General features: G+C 62.2%; 9 protein-coding genes. 4 read left to right on the forward strand and 5 right to left on the reverse strand.

Going from position 1 to position 8,512, the window contains the following annotated elements:
• The first annotated feature begins 177 nt into the window (after positions 1 to 177).
• Positions 178 to 750, forward strand: a complete 573-nt coding sequence (mnmM, locus tag JCM12178_RS15910) for a tRNA 5-(aminomethyl)-2-thiouridylate-methyltransferase MnmM (protein ID WP_054652837.1) — start codon at positions 178 to 180, stop codon at positions 748 to 750.
• Positions 751 to 782: 32 nt separating this feature from the next.
• Here the strand turns inward: mnmM and JCM12178_RS15915 are convergent, their stop codons facing one another.
• The 5 genes from JCM12178_RS15915 to JCM12178_RS15930 all read right to left on the reverse strand — a co-directional run bounded on the left by JCM12178_RS15915 (position 783) and on the right by JCM12178_RS15930 (position 5,353).
• The gene (locus JCM12178_RS15915; RefSeq protein ID WP_054652827.1) at positions 783 to 2,291 is read right to left on the reverse strand and encodes a hypothetical protein; all 1,509 of its coding nucleotides are present in this window, start codon (positions 2,289 to 2,291) and stop codon (positions 783 to 785) included.
• 350 nt (positions 2,292 to 2,641) lie between these two features.
• Positions 2,642 to 3,676: a lipid A deacylase LpxR family protein gene (locus JCM12178_RS15920; protein WP_054652829.1), complete on the reverse strand. Its 1,035-nt coding sequence runs from the start codon at positions 3,674 to 3,676 to the stop codon at positions 2,642 to 2,644.
• The gene (locus JCM12178_RS15925; RefSeq protein ID WP_439646714.1) at positions 3,676 to 4,131 is read right to left on the reverse strand and encodes a flavin reductase family protein; all 456 of its coding nucleotides are present in this window, start codon (positions 4,129 to 4,131) and stop codon (positions 3,676 to 3,678) included. The genes JCM12178_RS15920 and JCM12178_RS15925 overlap by 1 nt, the downstream gene beginning before the upstream one ends.
• Positions 4,041 to 4,244: a hypothetical protein gene (locus tag JCM12178_RS21285; RefSeq protein ID WP_439646713.1), complete on the reverse strand. Its 204-nt coding sequence runs from the start codon at positions 4,242 to 4,244 to the stop codon at positions 4,041 to 4,043. The genes JCM12178_RS15925 and JCM12178_RS21285 overlap by 91 nt, the downstream gene beginning before the upstream one ends.
• Before the next feature lie 59 nt (positions 4,245 to 4,303).
• Positions 4,304 to 5,353, reverse strand: a complete 1,050-nt coding sequence (locus JCM12178_RS15930; protein WP_054652831.1) for a hypothetical protein — start codon at positions 5,351 to 5,353, stop codon at positions 4,304 to 4,306.
• Positions 5,354 to 5,410: 57 nt separating this feature from the next.
• Here JCM12178_RS15930 and JCM12178_RS15935 point away from each other — a divergent pair, with 57 nt between their 5' ends.
• From JCM12178_RS15935 to JCM12178_RS15945, 3 genes are all read left to right on the forward strand, one after another.
• Entirely contained in the window at positions 5,411 to 6,301 is an 891-nt protein-coding gene (locus JCM12178_RS15935) for an EamA family transporter (protein ID WP_054652833.1), read from the forward strand.
• 86 nt (positions 6,302 to 6,387) lie between these two features.
• Positions 6,388 to 7,251: a glycosyltransferase family protein gene (locus tag JCM12178_RS15940; protein ID WP_369404546.1), complete on the forward strand. Its 864-nt coding sequence runs from the start codon at positions 6,388 to 6,390 to the stop codon at positions 7,249 to 7,251.
• A gap of 164 nt (positions 7,252 to 7,415) precedes the next feature.
• Positions 7,416 to 8,249 carry a TatD family hydrolase gene (locus JCM12178_RS15945; protein WP_054652835.1) on the forward strand — a complete coding sequence of 278 codons (834 nt, stop codon included), beginning with the start codon at positions 7,416 to 7,418 and terminating at the stop codon, positions 8,247 to 8,249.
• Positions 8,250 to 8,512: the final 263 nt, after the last annotated feature.

Consider the following 8,512-nt stretch of genomic DNA (forward strand, 5'->3'; position numbering starts at 1 on the left):
CGAGCGCCACGGCAAGGGCGAGGGCGTCGTCCACGTCGGCCAGCGGGATGCCGCAGCCGTTGTCCATGTCCAGTATGATCGGTTTCGGGTGGCGGGTCATGCGGCAGGCTAGCACGCGGCCCGGCTTCGGGAAAGCGCGGGCTTGCCGCCTTTGCGGGCTTGGGATACATCCTGCCCATGTTCATCAGCCATACCGTCAGTTTCGTGAAGGCCGTCATGGGACAGGTTGCAGGGCCCGGCGACATCGCCGTGGATGCCACCGTCGGAAACGGCATCGACACCCTGTTTCTTTCGCAGCAGGTCGGCCCCGAGGGAAAAGTCTTCGGCTTCGACATCCAGCAGAACGCGTTGGACAACGCGCGGCAGCGGCTCGCGTCGCAGGGCGCGCCGGACAATGTGACGCTGCATTTGGCGGGGCATGAACGCATGGCCGAGGTGCTGCCCGACGAGGTGCGCTGCGCGGTGGGCGCGGTCATGTTCAACTTCGGCTACCTGCCGGGCGGCGACGAGACGGTCATCACCCGGCCGGAGACCTCCTGCGCGGCCATCGACGCCGCATTGAGCGTCATGCGCCGTGGCGGGGTCGCCTCCATGGTCCTCTACACCGGCCATCCCGGCGGCGCGGAAGAGGCAGAGGCCATAGAGGCCCACTGCGCGGCCATCCCCATGGACCGCGCCCGCGTCATGCAGTGCTGCATGACCAACCACCCCGGCGCGCAGACGCGCGTGCTTCTCGTGGAGAAACGGTAAAAAAAGGGCCTGCGGATGCAGGCCCTGAATGATCATTTGGGCAGTTTGCTCACGGTCAGGCGCGTTAAGCCCAGCCGTTCTTCGGAATTCATGCTTCCTTCATAGTAGACCTGATGCATGGTTTCCGCGTCAAAGTAGCGCATGCCCCAGATTGTCGCCTTGTCCTCCTGGCCGGTTTTTCTTTCCCGTATGATGACGTCGCTCTTATCCAATCGCATGACATAGACCTTTTTGCCGTCAAGGTGCTGAACCCCGACAAACGTGTATCCTACCGTTTCGGGGTAAATCATTTCAAACTGGTTGGTGTTGTGTCCGTAGATAGGCGGGAAGACCATGTCCCCTGTCTTGAAGCTGCCTGTCGGGAGCCGGAAGTCAGCGTACATGTCTTCCGTTCGTAGCATACTCATCGCATTGTCATTCTGAAAGTTTTTGATGTCACCACACCGCATGTCGCTGTCGAACGTTATCGGATTGTCCTGTGGGTAATCCTTCTCGCCGATTTTCATGTGCGGGTATGACAGCGACCATTTCATGCGATTCCCGGACTTTTTCGCGGTTACGTGCATGGTGAAGCTCATCACCGGATCGTTCAGGGTCGTTCCGTTTTTGGCCTCGAGAATTGCGACGACTTCTGCGCTGTAGAACTCGTTTGCAGGCTTGTACTTGAATTCAATGGGCTCGGTAACGGGCGTGGGAGGGGCCGCCTGTTCGATGAGCGCGGCCCAGTCGATTGACTGTTTTGCAGGCGTACTGTCCTCGGCCACGGCCTCGGGAGTTTCAGCAGGAGTGACGTGTGTGTATAGGACTCTGGTCTCATTGATCTTCGGGTCGTGGATTGCCAGTTTGGAGCGCTCCCGCAGCGGAAGGCGGCAGTCCTTGCGCAGCATTTCAGAAACCTCGATTGTGGCGTGGAGGTCGTAGTCCCTGCCTTCGGGGCGGACTGTAATGTCGGAAACAGTGGCGTTGAATTCGTAAGCGGGGACGCCTTTGAAGTTGGTTTCGCCGCGATAAATGTTTCGGGCCGGCGGTTCGGGCAGGAGGAATTCCAGCCCGTCGAGGTCCGGCTCGGTCGAAAAAACAAGCAGCGACTTGTCGCCCACCTTGAAGCGGCCTTCCGGCAGTTCGATGGAGTCCACGATTGTCTCTCCCACCTCGTACCTGTCGCGGTAGTCCGTGTGCCCTGACCGGAAGTTTTTCTTGTCCTGCCCGTAGATGTCGCTGTCGAACGTGGTGGAGTAGAACGTGCCCTTGCGCGGCGGTGTCCCGAACATGGCGAGATCGGAAAGCGTGACTTTCCAGTGGACGCGGTCTCCCTTTCGCTCGGCTTGAATTCTCTGCTCGAACGAGGTCATGATGATGGGTTTGGTTTCTTCGCCGTTGGCCTTGATCACGGACGCGTACATTTCCACGCGGGAAACCTGTACGCCGGTGTCGAAGGTGAGCTCGACACCGGCTGAAGGCGTGCCGGAGTCGGGGGCTACGGTGTGCCTGCACGCCGTGAGCAGACAAAAAAAGCAGAGAACGAATATGAGTTTTTTCATGGAAATCCGTGGCTGAATGTAATGAAGAAGGTGCCACCGGGATGCAGCGGCTATCAGGCATTGTTTTGTGATAGGGCGTTGATAACGTCAGCGTGGGGAAAAGGCAAATGTTGGAGGAGCCTCAAACAAGAAGGGCTTTGCATTAGCAAAGCCCTCTTATCATTGTCTTGACGAGGAGGGATCTCACTTCTTCCTGTCAGACAAATGTTTATCACCGTTCACGGCATGAACGGTTTCAGGCGTATCCGAACCCTACTACGGATTGCGGTAAAATATCAAATATACGGGAAGAAAGGATTTCGAGCGGGTTCCATAGACGGAACGCATCGCTTTGCAATGAAGTCGGGCTGCTAGAAATTGAAGGTCAGGGTCAGGGAGCCGAACACGTGGGGGTGGGCCTGCCCGTAGAACTCCTTGGTACGCAGCACTTGCGTATAGGTGATGGAGAAGTTGCTGCACGGCCGGACGGATGCGCCGAAGTAGAGGTCGCCAACGAGCGTGCGCTTGGCAACGCTCGGGCTGTCCTGCCATGTGTTGCCGTCGAGGAAGATGTCGCGGGCCACGGCCTTGCCTTCGGTTCCGGCAAAGAAGTGCAGTCCGGCGCGGCTGTCCATGAGGCTCTCCAGCGGCGCGTTCACGCCGTCGGCTGGGCCGATGAAGGAGGTGCCGAAGTCCGCCGGGAGGTTATAGCCGAAGCGGACCTCGCCGCCCACGTTGGCATAGGTCTTCACGTTGCCGAGGGTCGCGCCCACGTGCGGCACGATGTCGAAGCCCCAGCCACCCCTGCGGGCAGGGTCGTCGCCGGGGAATATCCGCCAGCTGCGCTGCCATGTGAGCATCAGGCCCGGTTCGTCGTGAAGCTGATTCTCCCAGCCGTTGGCGCGGTCCACGCCGATCATGTTGTGGAAGTTGTTCTGGACCTGCTCGCCGAGGGCCGAGGGGCCGACAACACCGAGCGTGACCTCGAAGACATCCAGCGTGGTGTCGTTTTTGGCGTGCATGCCGAGCGTGCCGTACAGCCAGCCTGCATACGGCCTGTCGTCCGGCTGGAGTTCGGTGGTGCTGGTGTCCACCGGCGTGAAGATGGTGTGGCCGAGGCCGAGGGAAACCGAGTGCTTGCGCTCGTCGTTGATGAGCGGAAAGGACTTGGCAAGGTCCTCGATGAGCACGTGCATGTGCGCGTCTTCCCATTTTTCCAGCACCGGCGAAACCCATGTGAGCTGCACGCCGTTGGTGTAATACTCGTCCGTGCCGCCACCGAACTTGTCGTTTTCGGTGTGCAGGATGAACGTGCCCGCCTTGAGCTGGTCGCCGAAGTCCTCGGCCACGGCCGGGGCGGGAAGGAGAATGGCCGCCACGAGGACGGCCAGCATGAGAATCCGCATTATTTGTATTTGAGTCCGGACTGGAAGGCCATGCCCGCCAGCTCGCCCACGCCGTGGTAGGTGCGTGCGCCCGGAGTGAAGATGAGGGGTTTGATGCGTTCGATGTCCGGGAACTTGCCTTCCTTGAGCTTGTCCTCGTCCACCTTGACGTCGCGGATGGTGCCCACCAGCAGCTCATGCACGCCGATGCGAAGCTGTTCCGCCAGCTCGCATTCCACCACGAGCGGGAACTCCTCCACGTAGGGCGCGTCAACAAATTCGCCGCGCGTGGCTGTCAGCCCGGTGCGCTCGAACTTGTCCACATCCTTTCCAGAGACAATGCCGAAGTAGTCGGCCTGTTCGGCCTGATCCTGCGCGCAGACGCTTACCGTGAAGGCCTTGCGCTTGATGATGCCGGAGTAGGTGTGTCGGCCTTCCCGCAGGCCACGCAGAGACTGGCCGGGTCGGAGCTGCAGATGCCGCCCCATGCGGCGATCATGGCGTTGGGCTTGCCGTCGAGGTCGTATGCGCCCACGGTCCAGACCGGGGTGGGCAGCACAAAAGGTTTTTCGCCGAGGGATTTCTTCATCAAAGCTCTCCTTGTTTGCAGGCAGGACAGTACACCAGGTCGGGCCGTATGGGAACCGCCTAAAACTCCCGCAGCGCAACCGTTTTGCGGCGAAACGCGGTGGCGAGCATCGACGCGCAGCGTCCGCATCCGGGGCAATCCAGTTCGCAGCCGCTCATGAGGGTGGGGAAGTCGTCCGGCAGGGCGGCGTTGTCCAGTGAAAGTCTGCCTGCGGCATCGCCCACTGCGTCGAGCAGGTCGAGCAGGTTCCCGTCCCAGCGTCCTGCTCCGTAAGCCCCCACCGCCCGGGCCAGAAATTCCGGTCCCCGCGTTCTGCCGCATATCTTGAGCACATCCGCGTGGTCCTGATACCACTCTGCGTCCTCGGGCCGGATGAACGGGGAGGCCAGAATGCGTTCGGGCCGCTCAAAGAAATCGGACAGGCACGCATACCGCCGGTTGGCCTCGAAGGTACGGTCCGCGCAAAGCCGCTGGCTTACAAGCGAGATGTGCGCGTCATGCGCGGCTTTGTACGGACAGTGCGGCAGGCAGCCCTCGTTGGCAAGGAGCACGATGGCGACGCCGGGAAGCCGCTTGCGGACTGCGTCTGCGGTGCGGGCAAGGCCGTCCCGGTTGCGGTTCAGGGAGCGGTCCAGCACCACGCGGGAGGGCGACCGGAACGCGCTGGCGGCGATGACGTCCAGTACGGCGCGGGCCTTGGCCGGTGCGTCGATCATGGTGTTGACGCTCGGCACGGCTTCCAGCCGGGAGCAGGTTTCGGGCGCGGCTTCGGATAACGCGTTGAGCAGATGGAAGTCGGCGATCACGATGCCCCGCAGGCCGACCTCGTCCACGAGCCGCTCAAGGCGTGCGGCGAGCGCGGCCATGGCGTCGGAGTCGAGATAACGCTGCGGCGGAAGCATCCGGCCGTTGAGCAACAGGAAAACGTCCGGACCGCGGAGGTCCTGCAGGGCGTCCAGCGTGGCCCGTTCATTTGGCGCTGGCTGCTGCCGCGCGTCAAGGGCGGTGCTGCCCGGCAGGGCGAAGTGTACCGAGTCGAGCCTGTCGCCCAGCTCGGCAAGTCGAGCCGTGTACCCTGCATCCGGCAGAAACGGTGCTTCCAGTTTCATTGCCTGTCCCCTGCAAACATTGTTGCCACCCGGTGCGAAGAGGCGTATCTCCTCGGGATGGAATCGTTTTCCTCATGGGCGCTCAGCCTGCCGATCCTCGCGCTCGCCGCCCGTATCGTGCTGCTCGGTTTCGAGCGCATTGTGGTCAAGCGGCTCGGGACCAACGTGGATCCGTTCGCGCCCACGTTCCTGTTTTTCGCGCTCGGCGCGGTGCTGCTCCTGCCGTTCGTGCCGTGGGACCTGCCGCTTGAGCAGTGGAAGGCCATGTCCGTCAGCTTCGGGGCGGGCGTGTTCTACGCCGCAGCCTTTACCTGCTACGTTCACTCCCTGTCCACCGGCGAGGCGTCCCTTGTCAGCCCGCTCTACAACTCCAACGTGCTCTTTCTGGCGCTTCTGGCCTTCCTGTTTCTGGGCGAGCCGCTCACTCCCACAAAAATAGGCGGACTGGCCCTTCTTGTCTACGGGGCCTCGCATCTCAACCCGCAGGGCAGCTTTCTGAAATCGGTCAAGGCCATCCTGACCGACAGGCCGTGCCGCTTCATGGTGCTGGCCTCGCTGCTCATCGCCTGCGGCCGGGTGGCCGACGCCTACGTGGTTTCGGCGGCAAAACTCAGCGTGGACCCGGTGGCCTACTGCTTCGTGCTCTATTCGGTCATCGCGTTCTACGTGTTCATCGCGCTGGCCGTACGTGGCCGCATCGGTGATATTTCCTCCATGATGCGAACCCGGCCAGTTGCCGCCACCATCGCCGGGGGCATCAACGGCTATTCCTACCTCTTCCTGCTGGTGGCCATGACCCAGATCGACGTGAGCATCGCCGAACCGGCGTCCATGCTCAGCGTGCTGGTGACGCTCTTTCTGGCCCGCCGCGCCTTCAATGAGCGCATTGGCAAACGGCTGGTGGCCGCCGCCATCATGCTCGGCGGAGCGTGGCTGCTGATGCTCTGATTCCTCGCCGTATCGACGCCTGAACCGGCGGGCAATCTTGCATAAAAGCGGTATTCATGGTTGTTTGATCGGCAGGAGATATCGCGATGAAGACGTTCATATTCCTTCCCCCGGTGAGCAAGCCCACAGGCGGCGTGACCGTGCTGCGACAGGTGGCGGACATCCTGCACCTTTCCGGCCGCGAGGCCTTTCTCGTTGCCCGCGACGAGGCCGGATGGCGGCCCGAAGGGTTGAAGGACGCGGCCCCGGTCATCGAATGGGACGACCTGCGTCTGAGCGCCGGGGACCGCTGGGTGGTGCCCGAAGGCTGGGTCAACGCCCTTGCTCCGGGGCTTGAGGCCGAAGCCGAGTGCGTCAGCTACGTGCAGAACTGGGCCTACCTTTTTTCCTCGCTCCCGCCCGGCGTGACATGGGACCGCCTGCCCGTCTCCTTCGTCGCCGTGTCCGATCCCGTTCGCCATTACATCCGGCAGACAGTCAAACGCACCGCCCCGGTGCTGCGGCCCGGCATCGACCCCACGATCTTTCATTCGGCAGACACAAGACCCCAAGGCAAAGTCCGCATCGCCTACATGCCGCGCAAGAACAAGTCGCTGGCCGCCCAGATTCGCGCCGCGTTCGAGGCCCGTTGCGGCCGGGACGCGGCCCGCTGGACGCCCATCGAGGGCATGGACGCCTACGGCGTGGCCGAGACGCTTCGCAACAGCCACATTTTTCTCATGACCGGATTCCCCGAAGGCTGCCCGCTGCCGCCGCTGGAGGCCATGGCCTGCGGCTGCCTGTGCGTGGGCTACTCCGGTTTCGGCGGCTGGGACTACATGCGTCAGGCCGAGCCAGAGCCGCGTTTTACCCCATGGTGGCCTCTGCGCGACGTTCCGTGGGGCGGCAACGGTCTCTGGTGCGCGGACGGCGACGTGCTCGACGCGGCCCTGAGCCTCGAAACGCCGTGAACTGGTGGACGGAGCAGCCCACCGAACTCGACACGGCCCTCGCCAACGCCCGGACCACTGCCGAGGCCTATTCGCCCGAGGCCCAGCAGGCCGCCGTTCTCGACATCCTCGGCTGACCCTCGCCGGTTGCCTCCCGCCGCGCAAGGGAGTATGACCGTCCGGTCATGGCAAAGAAGAAAAAGAAGAACAGACCGGAACCGGAAAGCCTCGGCCTGCCGCGCGTCGGCGTCGAATCCCACGCCCATCTCGACCTCGAAGACTTTGACGAGGACCGCGAGGCGATCCTCGCCCGCGCCCGCGACTGCGGCATTGCCCGCATCGGCAACGTCTTTCTCGGCCCCGATGCCTATGAGAAAAACCGCCATCTCTTCGACGATCACCCCGAAGTGTTTTTCCTGCTCGGCGTGCATCCCAACGACAGCGGCACCTATCAACCGGAACAACTCGTCCGAATGCGGGAGCATTTCCGGGCCGAGTCGCGCCTGAAGGCCGTTGGCGAAATCGGCCTCGATTACTACTGGGAGCGCGTGCCGAACGACATTCAGCAGCGGGTCTTTGCCGAGCAGCTCGAGCTCGCCCGCGAACTCGGCCTGCCGCCCGTCATTCACTCCCGAGACGCCCACGAGGACGCCGTTGCCGTGCTTCGAGAAGGCGGGTTTATTGGCCAGCCGGTGCTCTGGCACTGTTACGGTTCCGGCCCGGATTTCGCTCGGGAGCTGCTCGATTACGGCTGGACCATATCCATCCCCGGCCCCGTCACCTACCGCAAGAACGAAGAGCTTTGCGAAGCGGCCAAGCTCATTCCGCTCGACCGAATGGTCATCGAATCCGACTGCCCCTTCCTTTCCCCGGAGCCATGGCGCGGCAAGCGCAATCATCCCGCGCTGACCGGTTTCACCGCAGCGTTCATCGCCACGCTTAAAGGGCTTTCTTCTGAAGAAGTATGGGAGGCTACCGGGCAGACGGCCAAGCGTTTTTTTTGTGTTGTAGTTTTTTGATGAGATCTCGTTGAATTGAGGGGCCTCGTTTGTTGACGAGGCCCCTTCTTGTTTTTTGGGGATTAGGTGCTGGTGAGGGGAGGGAGGGTTGCCCGCCTTCGGCGGGAGGAGACGGGATACTTTTGTGTTTCCTGATATTATAGGGTGCGGGGCCCGCCTTTCGGCGGGAGGGGCGGGAAGCGGAACCCGTTTTGTTGTGGGTTTCGGCCCACAAGCGGGCCGACTCTTGCTTGCGCAGAAAAGAAGGCAAAACTGCGCTTTTT

Source organism: Salidesulfovibrio brasiliensis JCM 12178 (assembly GCF_001311825.1).
GTDB classification, from domain to species: Bacteria; Desulfobacterota; Desulfovibrionia; order Desulfovibrionales; family Desulfovibrionaceae; genus Pseudodesulfovibrio; species Pseudodesulfovibrio brasiliensis.

Coding starts and splice junctions, on each gene's coding strand:
- JCM12178_RS15940 (WP_369404546.1), top strand. CDS start 6,388: ATGAAGACGTTCATATTCCTTCCCCCGGTGAGCAAGCCCACAGGCGGC.
- JCM12178_RS21285 (WP_439646713.1), bottom strand. CDS start 4,244: ATGAAGAAATCCCTCGGCGAAAAACCTTTTGTGCTGCCCACCCCGGTC.
- JCM12178_RS15920 (WP_054652829.1), bottom strand. CDS start 3,676: ATGCGGATTCTCATGCTGGCCGTCCTCGTGGCGGCCATTCTCCTTCCC.
- JCM12178_RS15930 (WP_054652831.1), bottom strand. CDS start 5,353: ATGAAACTGGAAGCACCGTTTCTGCCGGATGCAGGGTACACGGCTCGA.
- JCM12178_RS15915 (WP_054652827.1), bottom strand. CDS start 2,291: ATGAAAAAACTCATATTCGTTCTCTGCTTTTTTTGTCTGCTCACGGCG.
- JCM12178_RS15935 (WP_054652833.1), top strand. CDS start 5,411: ATGGAATCGTTTTCCTCATGGGCGCTCAGCCTGCCGATCCTCGCGCTC.
- mnmM (WP_054652837.1), top strand. CDS start 178: ATGTTCATCAGCCATACCGTCAGTTTCGTGAAGGCCGTCATGGGACAG.
- JCM12178_RS15945 (WP_054652835.1), top strand. CDS start 7,416: ATGGCAAAGAAGAAAAAGAAGAACAGACCGGAACCGGAAAGCCTCGGC.